Raw genomic sequence first — 17,635 nt, 5'->3', positions numbered from 1 at the left:
TTCTTTCTCTTCGTCAGATAGTTTTTGATATTCTTCTGTTCCTTCTAATTTACTAATTTGCTAATTTGTTAACTTTTTCATTATTCTTAAGAGTCTTAGATATCACATTATAAGGTCCTGTGATAATCTCTTCATCTTTAGCTACACCTGAAAGGATTTCGATATTCACATTGTCTTGAATGCCAGTAGTTACCGCACGGAGTTCGGCTTTACCGTCTTTGAGCACAAACACCGCTTCCTGCTTTTTGTCGGCTTCTTCCTTAGGAGTTTTAGGGTCGATTTCTGATTTCTTTTTTACAATAATGGCACTGATAGGAACTGCAACTACGTCTTTTTTGGTTTGGGTGATAATATCTACCGTTGCGGTCATACCTGGACGGAAGGGCGAATAGCCAACCGGTTTGTTTTCTGAGAGGTCTTTATACGATGCTTCTTCGATGTGTATCTTGACTTTGAAGTTCGTTACTTGGTCTGCGCTGGTGGTGGCATTGGCGGTATTGGCGATATTGGTAACAGTACCTTTGAACACGCGTTTCAGGTAAGCATCTACTTCGACATTCACCGAGTCGCCTACGCTTATTTTTACGATATCGTTCTCATTTACATCTACTTCCACTTCCATATTATGAAGATTTGCCACACGCATAATCTCGGTACCCGTCATTTGCATTGTACCTACCACGCGCTCGCCCAACTCTACGCTGAGCTTAGAAATGGTGCCATCGGTAGGAGAATAAATAATCGTTTTTTTGAGGTTGTCTTGGGCTTCGGAAACACTTGCCATTGCACTCTGTACATTAAAACGAGCTGACTCGCGAGAGGCTTTGGCTACCTCGTAGGCTGAAACAGCTTTATCCCAATCGGATTTTGAGATTACGCCCTTATCGAACAACACTTTGTTGCGCTTATAGCTCTCTTCGGCTTCTTTGAGGGTAGCACTGGACTGTTGTAAGCTGGCGCGTACGGTTTCTAAACTTGCAGCACTACGCTTTACTACCGATTGGTAAATATCGGGGTTGATGCGCACCAAAAGGTCGCCTTTTTTTACCATTTGCCCTTCTTTTACGGGGAGTTCTATAATTTCGCCTGATACTTCCGACGATAGCTTGATTTCTAATTCGGGTTGTATTTTTCCTGTAGCCGACACTTTTTGGATGATTGTTGTAGGAATTACTTTTTGAGTTTCGACGTTTATGGCAGAATTTTCTTCGCCAAACCAACCTGCTTTTTTACCAATAATCAAAATGATAATTAGCAATATAACAGCTAAAATAATGAGAACGGTTTTTCTTTTCATAATAGTGAAGTTGTTTTCAGGTGCAAAAGTATAAAACAATTAGTAAATTAGCAAATTTGAAAATGAGAAAATTTGGAAATGGGGAGGAGTGAGGCCATAGGCCATAGGCATTAGGGGGGAGCGACGGTCATTATTGTTGTATGAACACCTCCTTTTTCACATACTCCGCTCTCGCGGTGCACATACCCAGCTGTTGCTGGCTATCTTCAAAAGGGGTAACATTCCCCTAGCCCGCCTCAAGGAGGGAATGTAGTGACGAAAAATCGACGGGTGATTAACTTTGTCAAAGGTGCGAGCCACACAGGTAGCCGTAGCACGGCAGGCGAGAAAAAATTAGCAAATGGAAGCGTTGAGGAGAATGAGGAAATAAGAGAATATAGTCAGTTTATTCAACTTTGGCAAAGCTTTAAACTTTGCCAAAGTTTGAGATGAAAAAGTGATGTTTTAGGACTGTTAGAACTATTCGGAAGGAAACGGAAAGGTTCGGAAGAGGAGAGGGAGAGATTTTGATGAAAAAAGGCTGTGAGGAGGGTGGGGTTAGCTTATAGAGAGCTTATAGGAAGCTTATACGAATCTTGGACGATTGGTATAGAAAGGGTATATAAATGATTGATTAACACTGTAATACAACAAGGCTAAAAATGTTAAAAACGGGGTTTCGGAGAGAAAGAAAGAGAATCCTCACCCCAATCACATACTCTCCTATTCGGAGACTTCTCCCAAGGAGAGGGGGTGTAGTGACGAGGAGCGAATGACGAATGACGGAGGTAATAGGGGGGAAGTATGACGGAAAGGGGAAGAGAATTAGCAAATTAGAAAATGAGAAAATGGGGTGGTGTTGGGGTCTTAGTCCATAGGCACTAGGGGGGAAGTGTGACAGAAAAGATAATTGTTATATATCAAACAGACATCTATTTATCTGTCGCCTACAACAAAGTGTTCCCACACAATGGATTTCTTTTGGTAATAATCAGTGATAAGCTGAGAAGGACGCTTCTTTTTAAAGAAGTGAAATCTTTTATAGAAATGGAGATGTGCCTTCACAATTGCCCACAAAAAGCACGGTTTGCCCTGCAAAAGGAAACGCATTCCTGCAATGCCGTCCAACACCATACGGAGGAAAAGCGTAGTGTAAAGACTTTTGGGAGGGAGGTTTTTCAGTAACATAAAAAGGCTGTTGCGAAAGTTGAGGTAGGTTTTCTTAGGGTTAGTAGCCGTGAGTGTTGCCCCTCCCACGTGATAGACAGTACTCTCGGCGCAATACACTACCTGCTTGCCGAAGTGATGTACCCGCCAACACAAGTCGACTTCTTCTTGATGTGCGAAGAAATCTTCGTCGAAGCCACCTAATAGATGGAATACTTCTGCGCGAATAAAAAAGCACGCCCCCGATGCCCAAAAGATAGGGGAGGGGGAAGGGGTGTTGTACTGACCTTTATCTTCTTCTACGTGCTCAAATACTCTCCCCCTGCAATACGGAAACCCGTACTTGTCGATAAAGCCCCCAGCTGCTCCTGCGTACTCGAAATAAGAGGGGCGTTTTTCATCTTTTATCTTGGGTTGTACTACGGCAATACGTTCGTCTTCAAAAGTGCGTAAGATGGGAGTGAGCCAGCCTTCGGTTACTCGTACATCGGAGTTGAGCAGACAGAAGATATCAGCTTCAATGTGTTGTAAAGCGTGATTATACCCCCCTGCATACCCACTATTAGTAGGGTTTTCTAGGATAGTTACTTCGGGGAAGTGTGAGCGTAGAAAAGCGATGGAATCGTCCGTAGAAGCATTGTCAATCACATAGATTTGCCCTTCGGAAGCATATTGTACTACCGAGGGGAGGAATTGTTGCAACAGTGTTTTGCCGTTCCAGTTGAGTATTACGATGGCGAGAGTCATAGTGTGAGGTCGTTATAATGAGGAAGGTCTGCTAAGAATATATATTTGTATTGGTTATAGTCTGTTTGGCAATAATAATGAGTAATGCCGTTAGTGACCATTAGGTATTGAGCATTAAGGCTGAGGTTATAGCGTGCAATCTGATCGAATGTTTGTTGGGTGATAGTCACGTTAGGCGCTTTGCATTCCACTACCAAGAGCACTACTCCTTTTTTGGAATAGACTACCACGTCGTAACGCTTAGCGAGTCCGTTTACAGAGAGCTTTTTCTCGACATTGATAAGCGATTTTGGATAACCTTTTTCTTCTATGAGGAAATGTACTACGTGTTGGCGCACCCATTCTTCGGGTTGTAGTACCACGTACTTGCGACGAATAAGGTCGAATATCCACAACTTATCGTCAGCTTTTTTCAGGCGAAAAGAGTAGTTTTTGAAATTTAGAGCTTCCATACTGCAAAAGTAGAATATTTTTTGTATTTTTGCACTATGAATGAAGTAAAAACTATTGTAGCTAACATAAAAAAAGGAATTATAGCCCCTATCTACTTCCTGATGGGGGAAGAACCTTATTTCATAGATATTGTCTCTGATTACATCGAAGACCACGTATTACAAGAAGACCAAAAGGGATTTGACCAGATAGTGCTCTATGGTCAGGACGTGAGTGTGCCGGCTATTATCGACTATGCACGTCGGTTCCCGATGATGAGCGACCACCAAGTAATTATCGTAAAAGAGGCGCAAAACCTCAAAAGCACTATCGACCAACTCGTGCCTTATGTAGAGAACCCTACGCCTACGACCGTATTGGTGTTCTGTTACAAATACGAGAAGTTGGACGCTCGCAAGAAATTGCTGAAAACCTTGCAAAAGAATAAGGATTGCGTGCTCTTGGAAAGTAAAAAACTCTACGAAAATCAGATAGCTACGTGGCTACCTGATGTGTTGAAGAAGAAACATCTCAGTATTCAGCCTAAAGCGATACAGATGTTAGTAGATTTCTTGGGTACCGACTTGAGTAGGATACAAAACGAGGTAAACAAATTGGCGCTCATCGTCCCCGAAAATACAGAAATAACGCCTGATATTATAGAGAAGAATATAGGGATTAGCAAGGAGTTTAATAATTATGAACTCAAGAATGCTATTGCAGTTCACGATATGTACAAGATAACGCGTATCTTGAAACACTTCGCCGATAATCCTAAGGACAACCCTTTGGTGATGACACTTACGGTGCTTTACGGTTATTTCCAACAGCTCTTAGGCTTTCACGGTCTCACCGACCAAAGTGAAAAGAATGTAATGGCGACCCTAAAAGTACCTATCTTTGGCATCAAAGACCTTCGTTCAGGTGCTCAACATTACCCAATGAAGCGCGTAAGCGCCATCATAGCTGCCTTACGTGAAATAGACCTAAAAAGCAAAGGATTAGGTGCTACTAATAACCTCACAGAAGCTGACCTCCGCAAAGAACTTATTATAATGCTTAGTGCTCAATGATAAAAGGTTACTGTGGGGTACACCAGTAATTTGTACATATAAAAAAGGCTGTCGAACAAACTTATCTGTTCAACAGCCTTTTTATTCTATGTCACACTGTGACTGCCTGCCACGCTATGGCCTACCAACGGATGATAGCACTTGCCCAAGTAAAGCCACTACCAAAGGCAGCAAGTACTACGAGGTCTCCGTCCTTGATTTTTCCTTTTTGAACTGCTTCGGTAAGGGCGATAGGTATAGAAGCTGCGGTAGTGTTACCGTACTTCATTATATTGTTGAATATTTGTTCATCGGTGAGTTTGAATTGGTGTTGTACAAACTGTGAGATACGCAAATTAGCTTGGTGAGGAATCAACATATTAATATCTTTGTGAGAAAGACCATTGCTTTTCAATCCCTCTTCTATCACTTCCGCAAAGCGAACCACAGCATTTTTAAATACAAACTGACCGTTCATATTAGGGTAATAACTCACATCATCAGGGTCGTTTTCTGCCAATAATTCGGTTACCCATTTGGTACCTACCCCTGGGGTAATCATTGCTAATTGTTCGGCATATTCACCTTGGCTATGCAAGTGAGTGGAGAGAATACCGCGCTCGGGGTCATCGGAGCGAGAGACAATAGCAGCGCCTGCACCATCGCCAAAGAGCACTGCCATATTGCGACCGCGAGTGGTCATATCCAGTGCGGGCGATTGGGTTTCAGCACCTATCACAAGGATATTTTTGTACATACCCGTTTTGATATACTGGTCGGCTACTGAAAGGGCATAGATAAAGCCCGAACATTGGTTGCGAATATCAAGAGCTCCCACAGTAGGCAAACCTAATTCTTTTTGTACCAATACCCCACAACCTGGAAAAAAGAAGTCGGGACTAAGTGTAGCAAACACAATAAAGTCGATTTCTTCTTTATTGATATTAGCGGCTTCAATAGCTTTCAAACTTGCTTTTACCCCCATTGAGGTAGTAGTGTCACTACCTCTTAGTGCGTGACGACGCTGCTGAATACCGGTGCGCTCTTGAATCCATTCATCGCTAGTATCCATTAGTTTGGATAGGTCGTCGTTAGTAACTACATTTTCAGGGACGTAAAATCCTAATCCCTTAATTCTTGAACGATATAACATATTTTTAGTTTTTAGTTGTCTAAATATATACTTCCAATAAATCCATTCCTTTGGTTTTTACCTCTAATTGGTGGCAAGAAGCAGGGAAAAGCACTGTTTCACCTTGCTTGATAGGCAATTCGGTAGTGCCATCACCGATGGTTCCTTCGCCTTTTACGCATATATAGATATGGAAAGAATCGTCTTGTGAAAGTTGTTTTTCATAATCGGCGGTAAGCGGTAGCAAATTGGTAATAAAATAAGGACAATTCACCACTTTGTTTACCGTGTTAGAGTCTTTGGTATAAGCCACTTTAAAGTCGTCTTTCTTCTCGTAGTCGATAGCATCAAGAGCGAGTTCAGTGTGGAGTTCGCGCAGGTTACCATTTTTATCGCGACGGTTGAAATCGTACACGCGGTAGGTGATGTCGCTGGTTTGTTGTATTTCGGCAATGATAATTCCCTTACCTATGGCGTGTACTTTGCCCGTATTGATAAAGAAAGTATCGCCATCTTTTACTTTTTCGTAGTTGAGAATATCGGTGAGTGTACCACTATTGAGGTGCTGTTGATACTCCTCTTTGGTTACTGTTTTGTTGAAACCTACAATCAGTTCAGCTCCTGCATCGGCGTGAAGCACATACCACATTTCGGTTTTACCAAAAGAGTTGTGGCGTTCTTTTGCCAATTTATCGTTAGGGTGCACTTGTATAGAGAGGTCTTCGCGTGCATCTATAAACTTAATAAGGATAGGGAAATCGTGACCAAAACGCTCGTGCACGTGTTTGCCAAGCAGTTCATTAGGGTATAAATCTATGAGTTCTTGGAGACTTTTACCTTCAAGAGCTCCGTTGGCTACTACTGAGATATCACCAGGTACGCCTGATACTTCCCAGCTTTCGCCTGTAATATCGCTTTCAATAGGTTTGTTGAATAATGTTTTTAGTTTAGTACCTCCCCAAAGGCGTTCTTTGAGGATAGGTTTAAATTTTATTGGATACATTTTTATTAAGGTTGTTAGTTAAAGTGCAAAGATATGAATATTTTTTTAATTAGCCAATCAGTTGTTAGCACATTTACTAATCATTTTAAGTTTTTCAGCATAAATTGTGTCATCATCTCTGCTGCTTGCGCTTCTTTCGACGTAAACAAATGGTCTCCCTTTTCAATGAGACTTACTTTACAATGTTTATAGAAATAAGGCAGATTTTCACTGTAAGTATAAGAAAGCATTCTATCGCCCGTACCGTGAATTACCAATACATTGCCTTTATATGCTCTCGCTTTCTGAATGAGTTTGCACCGTTGTGCTGAGAGGATATAGTCCTTCCCTACAGTTACTTTCCCTCCAAAAAAGGAAAGCTCCTCAGGTACATTCAATGGGTCGAAAGTGGCATCGAATAGTACCCCTTGTGATAGTATGTCGTGAATTGTAGAAGCAGGTGCTAACAAGCCTAATGCTTTAACGTTTTTCTTTCCTAATTCTGCACTCAAAAGCATCGCTATAGCCCCTCCTTGCGAGTGTCCTATTAAGCCTATTTTTCCTACGAAAGGGAGTCTTTTAGTAAATGCCATTATGCGCCGTGCATCTTCTAACTCATTATCTAACGACATTTTCTTAAAATCTCCTTCACTTTCCCCGTGTGCGTTAAAGTCAAAGCGTGCTGAGGCAATACCGTGTGCCACTAAGCTATCTGCCAAAGTAGCATATAGCTTTTTGTCTTTATTGCTAGTCAGTGCGTGAAAGATAATCACGGTAGGGATTTTCTGAGACTTTTTCACAGTATCAGGAGTGGTTACCACTCCGCGAAGTGTTCCTACAGCTCCCTGAATAGTTACAGGTTCAGTTTTGGCATTTACCAAGTTAATAGTAACTAAAAAAGTAAAAATTATGTTCCTAAGTTTCATATATTTGAATTATTAAACAGTTATTAGTATCTAATCATTATTCATTAACCATTAATCATTATGTCTGTACACTTCCTCAAACGGCAATCTAAACCTTTCGCCCCAGATACCGCGCTGTTCACGAAGTCCACAAGTAATCACCATATTCACTTCTGCCCCGCAAGGCAAGTGTAACAACTTCTTAATGCGTCTGCTATCGTAACCCTCTAACGGACAAGTATCATAACCCTCCTCTGCCATTGCTAGCATAAAGGTCTGTGCTACGAGTCCACAGCTTTTGTGTACACTTACGCGAATATCGCCTTCCGAGAGCTGTTGCATCATAGGTCGAAACCAACTGGTAACCACCCCAAACGCTTTGCGGAAGAGCCCTAGCAACCCAAAAAATCTACTATACACAAAAGGCATCAGCTTACTGTAATACGCCTCTTTATCTTTAATACGCTTGGCTTGCCTTTCGGGCGGACTGTTCCGCTGTACATTGCCACGTTCAAACTCCAAGATAGCACGAGCGTGGACGCGGTGTTTGTCCTGACGAGTAACGAATACCACCATTTGTTGTGCCGTGGTAGCCGTACGCTGGTCGAGGCAGGCGTGTGCTAATTTCTCTAACAAAGCCTTATCGGTGATGTGGTAGAGCTCGTACAACTGCATATTAGAGCTGGTAGGTGCCAGTGTGGCAAGTTTAAGACATTCGCGCACCTTCTCCTCACTTATGGGCGTAGGCGCATAATAACGCACCGCTCTCCTAAAGTCAATATATCTTTTAACATAGTTCGTTAGTTTTTAGTCATCGTAAGGGCGAAAGGCAATTCGCTCACATATAATTAGTTCGCCAAAGACAAACCCTTCTGAATCGTTCACCTTGCCCGATTTGACTCTATTACTAAAATACAAAAGTACAACTTTTCCTCAATATAAACAATAGTAATATTTCTTCCATATTATTTCACATACATACTATCTATTATTGTCTTTGCCTTTTCTCTTTTACCTCCTTTTCCCAACTCCTCCGATTTTCTCCGAAAGTACGCGACCAAACGCCTCCCCATTTTACAAGGCGCAGCCTCATTTCTCTAACTCAAGCTCGCACCCCCATTTTCTAATTCTCTCATCTTCTAATTTGCTAATTAATCTGTCTATGTGGTTTTCACCTTTTACCTAACAAAAAAGAGACCACCTTCTTGGCAGTCTCTCTTTGTTTATTAAGTAAAATAATAACCTATGAAAACATTTCTTTTACTTTCTCAAAAAACGATTTCTCGTTCTTGTCGGGTTTAGGAGCGAAGTTCTCGTCTTCTTGCATTTCCTTAAAGAAAGCTTTTTGCTTGTCGGTGAGCTTTTTAGGCGTCCATACATTCACGTGAATGATAAGGTCACCGGCACCCCGTCCTTGCAAGTTAGGTACACCTTTACCACGCAAGCGCAATATCTTCCCTGACTGTATTCCCTCGTCTAGTTTAATGCGCACCTTTCCTGTAACCGTTTCAATCTCTTTAGAAGCACCTAAAACCGCTTCAGGAAAACTAATATAAAGATCGTAATGCAAGTTGTCGCCTTCGCGTTTTAAGGTTTCGTGTTCTTGTTCTTCGATGAGCACAAGCAAATCACCCGCTACACCATTCTTCGTAGGCGCTTCATTACCCTTGTTGTTTATCTTTAACTGAATACCATCTATCACTCCTGCGGGAATTGTGATAGGAATAGTCTCTTCTATGGTTTTTAATCCTTGCGAATCGCTGTCAGCACCACGTTTGTCAATCACTTCGCCCGAGCCTCCACAAGCAGTACAAGTAGTAGCCGTTTGCATTACGCCTAACATCGTATTCATTTGGCGTACTACCTGCCCGCGTCCGTGACAAGTAGGACAAGTTTTATAAGTAGTATCTTCAGCTTTTACCTTACGGCGTACTTTTACTTTCTTCTCAGTGCCTTTTACGATATCTTCAAGCGTAACTTTCACCCGTATACGCAAGTTTTCTCCTTTTACGTACACTTGTTGCTGACCGCTTCCTCCTCCGAAACCACTAAAACCACTAAAGCCCGAGAAATGTCCACCAAAAATATCTCCAAACTGACTGAATATATCGTCCATCGAGAAGCCTCCGCCACCCATACCTTCTTCAAAGGCAGCGTGACCAAAGCGGTCGTACTGGGCGCGTTTGTTATCATCGCTGAGCACTTCATAGGCTTCGGCAGCCAATTTAAAGTTCTCTTCAGCTTGTTTATCACCAGGGTTCTTGTCTGGGTGATATTTCAAGGCTTGCTTCCGATACGCTTTTTTTATTTCAGCAGCGGTAGCCGTTCTCTGTACTTCTAATATTTCGTAGTAATCTTTCTTCATTCCTTCCTCCTTATTGTGCTACCACTACTTTAGGGAAACGTATTACTTTATCGCCTAATTTGTAGCCTGTTTGCACAACATCTACAATTTTGCCTTTGTCTTCAGGAGTAGGAGCAGGAATTTGGGTAACTGCATCGTGATGTTCACTGTCAAAAGTGTCGTTAGGGGCAACTTCTATTTTCTCTAATCCTTTTGATTTGAGAGTGTTTATTAGTTTATTATAGATGAGTTCCACCCCTTTAAGAGTATGTTCATCAGCCGATTTAGCCAATTCTACCAAAGCACGGTCAAAATCGTCTATTATAGGTAACAAGGCTGACAAAATGTCTTGTCCAGCAGTTTTAAAGAGCTCTGCACGTTCCTTCGCAGTGCGCTTCTTATAGTTTTCGAACTCAGCAAACAAACGCAAAAACTTGTCCTTCTCTTTTGCAAGAAGGTCTTCTGAAGTTTCTTTAACGGGCTCTTCGGTATTTTCAACAGAAGTAGGTTCTTCAACTTCTTCCGAAGGAGTGTTATCAGTTGCCTCTTGTTCAAGTTCTAAGTCATCGTTTTTAATATCTTCGGTAATCATAATGATTCATTTTTAGTTTATTTCGTTAGTAGGTAGCAAATAATTTGCCAAAGGCTAAAAAGGTGACAATTTGACAGAAGCCCCCCAATGCCCCTCTCTTCATTCCCGCTTTGAAGGTAGCCAGCGATAGCTGGGTATGTGCCCCGCGACAGCTGGGTATGTGTAAAGGGGAATGTTACCTCCTTAGTGCCTATGGCCTAAGGCCTATTGCCTATTCTTTTTCTTTCGCCTCGAAACCCTGTTTTTAACATTTTTAACGTTGTTGTATGATATTATGAATCAACTATTTATACACCCTTTCTATAACAATCGTCCATCATTCGTTCATCATTCCTATATCCTTTCTATATCCTAACCCCACCCATCTTACAGCCTTTTTTTACCAAAATCTCTCCCTCTCCTCTTCCGAATTACTCCGTTTCCTTCCGAATCCTACAACCTATCCTCTGACCTGTCCGACCCTTCTGAAAAGTCCGACCCGTCCATTCCCCTTGTTAGTATTATTGGCATTTCTGGTATTTCTGGTATTATTGGCATTTACCCCATTTTCTCATTTTCTAATTTTCTAATTATCCTATTTTCTTACCTGGCTCACCACTATCGCTCCCGCCATTGCCACATTTAAACTTTCCGTCTGTTGCAGTTTGCCAAAACGCGGAATGGTGATAATGCCATCAGCCAAAGCGCGTACTTCGGGACTAATACCGTTAGCTTCGTTGCCTAAGATTAACACACAATCTTCGGGAAATTCGGTAGTGTAGAGGTTCTCACCGTCCAAATCCATTGCGTATAAAGGTAGCGCACAAGTTGCCAAGAATCCTGCTAAATCCACGTAATGCACGGCAACCCTTGTGAGAGAACCCATAGTGGCTTGTACTACTTTCGGGTTGTAACAATCCACCGTTTGGCTATTGCAGATAAGCGTTTCGATACCAAACCAATCGCAGAGGCGGATAAGCGTACCCAAATTACCAGGGTCTTGCACATTGTCTAAGGCGAGGATTACACCCTCTTGCAAGATGCCCTTATGTTGGCGTTGGTGGAAAATCGCCAAGCCCTCATCGGGATTTTTGAGGCTACTCACCTTCCGCAGTTCCTCCTTGCTCACTAAGGTAATAGGCTGACCGTTCAGCGCTGTGGCGAACACTTCGGTAGCAATAAGTAACTCTAAACGGTAACCCGCTTGCAGAAATTCCACAATGCTCTTTTTCCCCTCTACTATAAAGAGATTCAGCTCATTGCGGTATTTCTTCTGTTGTAATTTCTGAATTAATTTTACTTGATTTTTGCTAAGCATAAAATAATTGTGTATTTTTGAGCCCTAAAAACAAAAACTTGTGAGAAAATCTCTTTCCCAACTAAGCGTTATCAGTCTGTTATTCGTGTTAGCCATTGCTCTCTTTTCGTGCGATGCTACCAAGCGTGTCCCTAACGACCGCCATTTGCTCCGTGAAAACCTCGTATATGTGAATGGTACTAAGACCGACGATGCAAAGATAAACAATTTTGTATTACAAAAGCCCAATTCGTATGTTTTAGGAATGCCTATCAGTCTATATATCTACAATTTAGGAAACCCTAATGCCGAAAAGGATTTTGTTCAATGGCTCGATACACACCCTCGTTGGCATAGGTTTTTAGATGGTTTTCTCTCTAAAAAACAAGTAGGTCGCTTACAGAAGTCGTTTTTCGTTTCAGGCATCGATCACCAGTTGCAGAAGATAGGAGAAGCCCCATCGGTATTAGATACAGCACGCGTACACAAATCCACCAAGCAGTTGGGAGCTTATTTCAGAAGTATAGGCTATTTCAATAACAAAGTAACTGATAGCATCTTCATTCTTCCTAATGAAGAAAAACAACAAGCCAAAGTGGGCTATTATATCACTACCGGCGAGCGCTATTATATCGATAGCTTAAAGACCCATATCACTTCCCCTGAAATAGATTCAGTTTACCAGCAAAACAAGGCAAAAACGTTCCTAAAATCAGGAGCACCTTACCAGCTTACCGATTTTAGCAATGAACGTTCACGCCTCTACGAACTCTTTCGCAACAACGGTTTTTATACTTTTCAGCAAAGCTCCATCAACTTCCAAATCGAGCGCGATACGGTTACAACTCAAAAAGACAACAAACTGCAAGTAACTACTGATATAGGCGACCTTATAGAACGCGATGGCGATGTGATTACCGCCAAGAAGTATAAGATGCACTACATCAATAAAGTACGTCTATATACCGATTACGACAACAAGGTAGATAAGAGCTCTTTAGATTCTTTGGAGTATCGCAATATGATTATTTATTACAAGGACAAGTTGCGTTATCGTCCACGTGTGTTGTATCACGCTACAAGCCTCAAAAAAGGACAAATCTACTCCGATTTAGAGCGCGGAAATACTTACCGACAGTTCAACAACCTGCGCGTGTTCCGCTACCCAAATATGGACTTCAAATACGCTACCAATGACACTTTGCAAAACAAACTCGATGCGAATATCTACCTTTCGTCCTTAGATAAGTTTTCATTGCGACTTACCAATGAGGTAAAGCGTTCTGAGATTGAGGCGATAGGTTTTGGGGTAGGAACTTCGTTTGCAGCACGCAATGTCTTTCGTGGAGCAGAAACCTTAGAACTGAACTTACAAGGTACTTTTGCCTCGCAACCTACGCTTAAAGATACACGCTTTTTCAATACCTCAGAAGTCAGTGGCGATATACGTTTCATCTTTCCTTCTATCGTTTTCCCGCTGAATACGCGCAAGCTCATCCCCTATTATATGACCCCACAAACTATCTTGCAAACGGGTATGAGCTACCAAACAAATATAGGGCTCGACAAACGTACCACTTCGGGTTTGTTGCGCTATGTATGGAATCCGCGTAAGCAGAAGAACAAAGTCATTTTCGATTTGATAAACGTACAATACGTAAACAATATCAACCCAGGTAATTTCTTCAATATTTACCAAAGTACTTATGAAAGGCTGAACGATATTGCTAAAAAATACAGTTTAGGTAGCCGATATGTAGACGACAAAGGCAATCTTACCCCTACTGAGGGGACTTTTAACTTTATAAATGATGTATTCGAAAGGAATTTGGTAGTTCAAGGCGAAGATATTTTGCCTATATATGCTATTTCTGAACGCTATCGTCGTATTACAAATAATGACTTTATTGTATCAAGTAGTTTTACTTATATCATCAATAGCAAATCACAGTTTTTTGAACGCAACTTCTCACAATTGCGTTTCAAGATAGAAGGAGCGGGGAGTTTGCTCAATGCTTTAACAGCTACTTACAAAGTGGTCAATACCGAAGGTAGTACTAAGAATAAGATTTTTGGGGTAGAATACGCTCAATATGCCAAAGCTGAAGTCGATTTTATCAAGCACTTCCCCATAGCCAAACAGAGTTCATTAGCATTCCGTTCCTTCTTAGGGATAGCTATCCCTTATGGCAACTCCGATAATATTCCGTTTTCACAAAGCTACTTTGCCGGAGGTACTACCGATAACCGTGGTTTTAAAGCCTATCGTTTAGGACCTGGTTCAAGTGGTTCGATTTTAGATTACAACGAAGCCAATATGAAGATTACGCTCAATCTCGAATATCGTTTCCCTATCTTAGGGGCACTCAAAGGCGCCCTCTTCACCGATGTGGGAAATATCTGGAACGTAGCCGATAATACTCGTTTTGATGAATACAAGTTTAAAGACCTTTCTTCATTAAAAGATGTGGGGTTAAGTACCGGATTTGGGTTGCGTTACGACTTCAACTTCTTTGTAATTCGCCTCGATATGGGTATACCTACATATGACCCTGCCGAAGAAATGAGCAACCGCTGGATAAAGAAATTCAGAATTAAAGAAACCGTGTTCAACTTCGGTATCAACTATCCGTTTTAAGTGTAGTATGAGTACAAGCTGAGTAAAGAGTGTCCAAAAAGTCTAAAAATCGTCACATACCCAGCTACAAGTATTCGCTGGCTTTGCATCGCAAACTTTGCCAAAGTTTTAAATTTTGGCAAAGTTGAAAACTAACTTAATCAATCATATTTTCGTTACATTCGTAGGGGAATTTTGTAAAGACTCTTCAAAGCAAAACTTTCCGAACAAGCTCTTTTTACCTTTTAAGAGAGTCCTGTGATAACTCCCTCGTCATCTATATCCATACCTTCGGCGGCAGGCACACTAGGGAGTCCCGGCATACGCACAGTATCGCCCAAGATTGGGATTACAAAGCCCGCCCCTGAGGCAAACTCAAACTCTCGCACGGTTACCTCAAAATCGGTAGGACGGGCGAGTTTCTTCTCGTCATCACTGAGCGATTTAGGCGTCTTCACTATACAAATAGGCATTTTATCAAAGCCTAATGTTTTGATTTGTTTCAACTGACTTACGGCTTTACTGTTGTAATTCACCTTGCTCGCTCCGTAAATCTTAGTAGCTACTGCTGTTATTTTCTCTTCTATACTCGCTTCATTGCTGTATAGCGGACTAAAATGACTCTCACCACTTTGGGCTATAGCCACGACAGCGCGAGCAAGTTCCTCGGTACCTTTACCTCCTTCACTAAACCCTTTACTTACAATAGCTTCTACCCCTTTTTGAGCACATATTTCTTTTACATAGGCTATCTCTTCTTCACTATCGTTGGGAAAATAGTTAATCGCTACCACTGCTTTGAGACCAAAAAGTTGCACATTCTCGATATGTTTTTCCAAATTAGCAATACCGAGTTTCACTTTTTGCAAGGAAGGAGTGTTGTACTCTTCTTTTTTAGCCCCTCCGTGATGACGCAAGGCGCGAATCGTTGCTACAATCACCACTGCATCGGGAGCTAATCCTGCTGAAGTACATTTGATATTGAGGAATTTCTCAGCCCCAAGGTCAGCGCCAAAACCTGCTTCGGTAATCACGTAGTCACCCAACGATAGTCCCATTTTGGTAGCCAATACAGTGTTCGTACCTTGTGCAATGCTGGCAAACGGACCGCCGTGCAAGATAGCGGGATTGTTTTCAAGGGTTTGCACGAGGTTAGGCTTGATGGCTTCTTTGAGCAAAAGTGCCATAGCCCCTACCACCTTCAAGTCGCGCGCAAATACAGGGGTGCCGTCAAACTTCTTGCCTACATAGATATTACCAATACGTTTTTTCAGGTCAGAAAAACTTTCGGCAAGACATAGTATCGCCATAATCTCAGAAGCAGGAGTGATGTTAAAACCGTCTTCGCGGGGTACGCCGTGAGTAGTGCCTCCTAAGCCTACTACTATATGGCGTAGCGCACGGTCGTTCATATCCATCACGCGCTTCCAAACTACGGTGCGTGGGTCAATGCCAATAGAGTGTGTTTTACTTTGGATATTATTATCAATGACTGCTGCCAATAGGTTGTTAGCCTTCTCAATAGCCGAAAAGTCTCCTGTAAAGTGCAAGTTGATGTCCTCCATAGGCACCACTTGTGAGTATCCTCCACCAGCTGCCCCTCCTTTGATACCAAAAACAGGACCTAACGACGGTTCACGCAATACGGCAATTGCTTTTTTGCCTATTTTGTTAAGTCCTTCCGTCAGACCAATGCTCACCGTGGTCTTGCCCTCACCCGCAGGGGTAGGGGTAATAGCCGTAACAAGCACTAACTTACTGTTTTTCATCTTCTCAGCGTCGATGAGGTACAACGGTAGTTTAGCCTTGTATTTTCCATAAGGATCGAGGTTATCTTCGTTGATGTTTAGTTTTTTAGCTACCTCTCTGATAGGGAGCATCTGTGCCTTTTGGGCGATTTCTAAGTCGGTCATAAACAATTGATAATTAATAGTGTGACAAAAGTACTGATTTTAGTTCGGTGAGGCAAATACCACACAGGTAGGTTTATCTACACTGATACTAAACGACGTATCGGAGAGCTTACCAGTTGCTTCGTCCCGCCGAAACACTTGTATCTTATTATCATCTCGGCAAGCTACTAAAAGATATTTACCATTGGGAGTAATCGCAAAATTACGGGGGTGAATACCTGTGAGTTGGTATCCTACTTTCGTGAGAGTACCTTTCTTAGGGTCGATAGCAAAGATAGCAATGCCGTCTTTCTTTAATCTGTGTGAGGTATATAAAAAACGCCCATCCGGGCTGATATGTATATCGGCACTGCCTCGTCCGCCGCCTTCATCAGCCATTAAGCGTTGCACTTCTTTCAGTTTCCCCTTGTGATAGCCGAGCACTACACACTCTCCACCCAATTCGCCTATCAAATAAGCAAAACGTCCATCTTTACTAAACGTAAGATGACGAGGGCCTTGTCCGTCGCTCACCTCATAAACTACTCGCTGAGCGGTCAGTACCTTAGCGTTTTTACCTGCTTTCTTGTTGTAACGAAAACGATACACGCGGTCGTTGCCCAAATCAGTTGCTAATATATACTTTTTATCAGGGGTGGGAATAATGCAGTGGATATGTGCCACGCGCTTGGGTGTCTTTCCTACAAAAGCAATATGTTGTGTCTCTGCTTTTAATTTACCTTCTGCATCCAGCGGGAAAACACTGATGTCGCCCCCTGTATAATTAGCCGTAATTACATAGTTCCCGTCAGTAACAATATGACAAGGGTCGGCACCCGCCTGTTTCGGCTCTTCCTTAGAACTCTCCTTAGGGACGGTGGATTGAAAAACGGGATGACTCAAATGCACTTTATCTTGGCTCATATCAAACGAATAAGCTCCTTGTTGCCCGTCGTTATATTCGCTTACTGCGTACAGACGTTTTCCATCGGGAGATAACGTCAAGAAAGAAGGATTAGCAGCGGTGGCACTGCTCAGCAGTTCGAAAGTTCCATTCTCCTGATTAAAACGATAGGTATAAATACCTTTAGAATAGCCTCCTTCGGTATAAGTGCCTACAAACATCGTCAAGTTATTAGGTTTTTCGCCTTGTGCAAATATATGAAAGACAAACATCGATAATACCAAAGAAAGAACAGTTTGTAATTTCAGCATAACTTT

At 42.0% G+C, this 17,635-nt stretch carries 13 protein-coding genes and 1 pseudogene; 2 read left to right on the top strand and 12 right to left on the bottom strand.

Annotated elements, in window-relative coordinates:
• Positions 1-52: 52 nt before the first annotated feature.
• The 3 genes from HW279_RS02140 to HW279_RS02130 form a co-directional block, all read right to left on the bottom strand.
• The gene (locus HW279_RS02140) at positions 53-1,297 is read right to left on the bottom strand and encodes an efflux RND transporter periplasmic adaptor subunit (protein WP_178957787.1); all 1,245 of its coding nucleotides are present in this window, start codon (positions 1,295-1,297) and stop codon (positions 53-55) included.
• A gap of 915 nt (positions 1,298-2,212) precedes the next feature.
• Complete coding sequence (locus HW279_RS02135; protein ID WP_178957786.1) at positions 2,213-3,190, bottom strand: glycosyltransferase family 2 protein; 978 nt, start codon at positions 3,188-3,190, stop codon at positions 2,213-2,215.
• Positions 3,187-3,642, bottom strand: a complete 456-nt coding sequence (locus HW279_RS02130; protein WP_178957785.1) for a type I restriction enzyme HsdR N-terminal domain-containing protein — start codon at positions 3,640-3,642, stop codon at positions 3,187-3,189. The genes HW279_RS02135 and HW279_RS02130 overlap by 4 nt, the downstream gene beginning before the upstream one ends.
• 36 nt (positions 3,643-3,678) lie before the next feature.
• On the opposite strand from HW279_RS02130, the gene holA reads away from it, so the two are divergent.
• Entirely contained in the window at positions 3,679-4,695 is a 1,017-nt protein-coding gene (holA, locus tag HW279_RS02125; RefSeq protein ID WP_178957784.1) for a DNA polymerase III subunit delta, read from the top strand.
• Between the two features lie 121 nt (positions 4,696-4,816).
• On the opposite strand, the gene HW279_RS02120 is transcribed toward holA, so the two are convergent.
• The 7 genes and pseudogenes from HW279_RS02120 to HW279_RS02090 all read right to left on the bottom strand — a co-directional run bounded on the left by HW279_RS02120 (position 4,817) and on the right by HW279_RS02090 (position 11,926).
• A complete protein-coding gene (locus tag HW279_RS02120) occupies positions 4,817-5,827 on the bottom strand; it encodes a beta-ketoacyl-ACP synthase III (RefSeq protein ID WP_178957783.1) in 1,011 nt (336 codons plus the stop codon).
• 19 nt (positions 5,828-5,846) lie between these two features.
• The gene (locus HW279_RS02115) at positions 5,847-6,809 is read right to left on the bottom strand and encodes a type I phosphomannose isomerase catalytic subunit (protein ID WP_178957782.1); all 963 of its coding nucleotides are present in this window, start codon (positions 6,807-6,809) and stop codon (positions 5,847-5,849) included.
• An 80-nt stretch (positions 6,810-6,889) separates the two neighbouring features.
• Entirely contained in the window at positions 6,890-7,714 is an 825-nt protein-coding gene (locus HW279_RS02110) for an alpha/beta hydrolase (RefSeq protein WP_178957781.1), read from the bottom strand.
• 51 nt (positions 7,715-7,765) lie between these two features.
• A pseudogene (locus HW279_RS02105) lies at positions 7,766-8,487 on the bottom strand (nitroreductase family protein).
• Positions 8,488-8,936: 449 nt separating this feature from the next.
• Positions 8,937-10,058, bottom strand: coding sequence for a molecular chaperone DnaJ (gene dnaJ / locus HW279_RS02100; RefSeq protein ID WP_178957780.1), 1,122 nt, complete (start codon positions 10,056-10,058; stop codon positions 8,937-8,939).
• A 10-nt stretch (positions 10,059-10,068) separates the two neighbouring features.
• Positions 10,069-10,629, bottom strand: coding sequence for a nucleotide exchange factor GrpE (locus HW279_RS02095; RefSeq protein ID WP_111972853.1), 561 nt, complete (start codon positions 10,627-10,629; stop codon positions 10,069-10,071).
• Positions 10,630-11,203: 574 nt separating this feature from the next.
• Positions 11,204-11,926: a TrmH family RNA methyltransferase gene (locus HW279_RS02090; RefSeq protein ID WP_178957779.1), complete on the bottom strand. Its 723-nt coding sequence runs from the start codon at positions 11,924-11,926 to the stop codon at positions 11,204-11,206.
• A gap of 40 nt (positions 11,927-11,966) precedes the next feature.
• Here HW279_RS02090 and HW279_RS02085 point away from each other — a divergent pair, with 40 nt between their 5' ends.
• Positions 11,967-14,543: a BamA/TamA family outer membrane protein gene (locus HW279_RS02085; protein ID WP_178957778.1), complete on the top strand. Its 2,577-nt coding sequence runs from the start codon at positions 11,967-11,969 to the stop codon at positions 14,541-14,543.
• Between the two features lie 224 nt (positions 14,544-14,767).
• Here HW279_RS02085 and HW279_RS02080 read toward each other — a convergent pair whose 3' ends face one another.
• Together HW279_RS02080 and HW279_RS02075 are read right to left on the bottom strand one after the other, a co-directional pair.
• Positions 14,768-16,435 carry a formate--tetrahydrofolate ligase gene (locus HW279_RS02080; protein ID WP_178957777.1) on the bottom strand — a complete coding sequence of 556 codons (1,668 nt, stop codon included), beginning with the start codon at positions 16,433-16,435 and terminating at the stop codon, positions 14,768-14,770.
• 39 nt (positions 16,436-16,474) lie between these two features.
• Complete coding sequence (locus tag HW279_RS02075; RefSeq protein WP_178957776.1) at positions 16,475-17,629, bottom strand: lactonase family protein; 1,155 nt, start codon at positions 17,627-17,629, stop codon at positions 16,475-16,477.
• Between the last annotated feature and the right edge of the window lie 6 nt (positions 17,630-17,635).

The sequence above is a fragment of the Capnocytophaga sp. oral taxon 903 genome, assembly GCF_013394785.1.
GTDB classification, from domain to species: Bacteria; Bacteroidota; Bacteroidia; order Flavobacteriales; family Flavobacteriaceae; genus Capnocytophaga; species Capnocytophaga ochracea.
This window is presented reverse-complemented; position numbering and strand designations above follow the sequence as displayed.

What these genes read in the sequence shown, in the direction of transcription:
- HW279_RS02075 (WP_178957776.1), bottom strand. Translation starts at nt 17,629, where the DNA reads ATGCTGAAATTACAAACTGTTCTTTCTTTGGTATTATCGATGTTTGTC.
- HW279_RS02130 (WP_178957785.1), bottom strand. Translation starts at nt 3,642, where the DNA reads ATGGAAGCTCTAAATTTCAAAAACTACTCTTTTCGCCTGAAAAAAGCT.
- HW279_RS02095 (WP_111972853.1), bottom strand. Translation starts at nt 10,629, where the DNA reads ATGATTACCGAAGATATTAAAAACGATGACTTAGAACTTGAACAAGAG.
- dnaJ (WP_178957780.1), bottom strand. Translation starts at nt 10,058, where the DNA reads ATGAAGAAAGATTACTACGAAATATTAGAAGTACAGAGAACGGCTACC.
- HW279_RS02135 (WP_178957786.1), bottom strand. Translation starts at nt 3,190, where the DNA reads ATGACTCTCGCCATCGTAATACTCAACTGGAACGGCAAAACACTGTTG.
- HW279_RS02080 (WP_178957777.1), bottom strand. Translation starts at nt 16,435, where the DNA reads ATGACCGACTTAGAAATCGCCCAAAAGGCACAGATGCTCCCTATCAGA.
- HW279_RS02090 (WP_178957779.1), bottom strand. Translation starts at nt 11,926, where the DNA reads ATGCTTAGCAAAAATCAAGTAAAATTAATTCAGAAATTACAACAGAAG.
- holA (WP_178957784.1), top strand. Translation starts at nt 3,679, where the DNA reads ATGAATGAAGTAAAAACTATTGTAGCTAACATAAAAAAAGGAATTATA.
- HW279_RS02110 (WP_178957781.1), bottom strand. Translation starts at nt 7,714, where the DNA reads ATGAAACTTAGGAACATAATTTTTACTTTTTTAGTTACTATTAACTTG.
- HW279_RS02115 (WP_178957782.1), bottom strand. Translation starts at nt 6,809, where the DNA reads ATGTATCCAATAAAATTTAAACCTATCCTCAAAGAACGCCTTTGGGGA.
- HW279_RS02120 (WP_178957783.1), bottom strand. Translation starts at nt 5,827, where the DNA reads ATGTTATATCGTTCAAGAATTAAGGGATTAGGATTTTACGTCCCTGAA.
- HW279_RS02140 (WP_178957787.1), bottom strand. Translation starts at nt 1,297, where the DNA reads ATGAAAAGAAAAACCGTTCTCATTATTTTAGCTGTTATATTGCTAATT.